Genomic DNA, 1,668 nt, shown 5'->3' with positions numbered 1-1,668 from the left:
CCGACTTGGCTCAATTTAGTGCGGAAGGTCGGGGGCGTTGAGTCGGTCGATCAGGTCGGCGATCTCGGTGGTTACCGGGGAGGCGGCGTGGACGGTTTGCCCGGCGATGGTCAGCTCGAAGGTGCGGTAGCGCTTGAGGGTCCTGACCAGGCGCTTGATGGATGAACCGGAGCGTTTCTCCAGCAGGTGACCGACGGCCATCGCGGCCATGACGACGGTCAGGTGGGCCTCGATGGACTGGCGGGTGTGGTGGTAGATCGGCCTGGCTTTCAGGTCTGATTTGGACATCCGGAACGTCTTCTCGATCTTCAGCAGCTGCCGGTACGCCGAGATCACCTGCTCGGCCGTCAGGTCCACGCGTGAGGTCTGGTAGCCCTTGACTCCGGCCAGGGCCCGATTCTTCTCGACCAGGGCCCAGTTGACCTGCTTCTTCGGTGCCTTCAGGTCCACGAACCGGTTGCGTTTGATCGCGATCTTCCCGGTGACGGCTTTCTCGGCTTTGTCGACCTGCTCGGCGATGCCCTTGAGAGTGCGGCGAGCCCGATTCCACGAGTACTGGTAGTAGGTGATCGAGTGCGGTACCCCGTCGGGGCCGCGCCCGGAGCGGTCCGCAGTACTCCAGATCTGCCCATCGGTGTACTCCGCCTCCGGATTGGCTTTCCTCCACGCCTGTAGGGGGTACGGCACATCCGGGGTGCGTACGCCGAGGATGTAGTGCAGGCCAGCATCCACGATGGCCTTCTTGTTGCCGTCGGAGAACATGCCGGCGTCGGCGACGACGGTGATGTCGTCCACGTTGTAGGTGCCAGCGAAGCGTTCGAGCATCGGCAGCATCGTGCGGGTCTCGGCCAAGTTCCCCTCGAAGGCCCCCACGGCCAGTGGGAACCCGGAGGCATCGGCGAGCAGGCCGACGGTGATCTGTGGTTCCAGCCGTCGCTCTTTGGAGAATCCTGGCTTGCGGAAATCGTCCGGTTCGTCGGTCTCGAAGTACAAAGTCGTCACGTCGAAAAGCACCATCACCCCAGGTCCGATGCCTGCGTGGGCCGCGCTGGCTGCGGTCAGCCGGTCCCGAAAACCGGGCTCGGCATACGACGGGAGACGCCGCTTGATGGTGGCGTAGCTGGCCGAGGCCACCCCGATTTCCGACAGGGTTTCCACCGAGTCCAGCTTCGAGCCCGGCTGCACGAGTCTGGCCATCACCAGATCGGCGAACACCGAGTCGTGATCGGTGGCGGCATCGAAGCCGAGGGCCCGGTAGGCGCCGGTGATGGCATCGATGAGGTAGCCAGCACGCTCACCGGTGACCGCCAACGGAGACTGCTTCGACCCAGTCCCCGCCGGCGTGACATCGATGCCCAGGTCAAGGGATTGTTGCTCGCCCTCGATGATCTCCTGCGCCTTCGCCCGAAGCAGCGTCAAGTCCTCATCAGTGTGGGCCGAACCGACGTGTTTGAGTTTCTTGGAGCCGCGGTGCTCTGAGTACACGACCTGCACGGCTCGCGCTCCAGAGGCGGTCTTGACCGTGCGGACATACGGGCTCACACCAGGAGAATCTACCGGCCACCCCCACACCACCCTCTTAGTGCGGAAAAACCCGAATCTGAACACCCATACCCGCAGGCCAACGCGTCAATATAGTCTACGTCACTTCAATTTGAGCCAAGTCGG

Annotated in this window: 1 protein-coding gene; it reads right to left on the bottom strand. The window is 63.4% G+C overall.

The genetic code is table 11. The features are described 5' to 3' along the window. Positions 1-15: 15 nt before the first annotated feature. Positions 16-1,494, bottom strand: a complete 1,479-nt coding sequence (locus OPF83_RS17325) for an IS1634 family transposase (protein ID WP_264888895.1) — start codon at positions 1,492-1,494, stop codon at positions 16-18. Positions 1,495-1,668: the final 174 nt, after the last annotated feature.

This window comes from Dietzia sp. NCCP-2495, from assembly GCF_026011735.1.
In the GTDB taxonomy this organism is placed as follows: domain Bacteria; phylum Actinomycetota; class Actinomycetes; order Mycobacteriales; family Mycobacteriaceae; genus Dietzia.
This window is presented reverse-complemented; position numbering and strand designations above follow the sequence as displayed.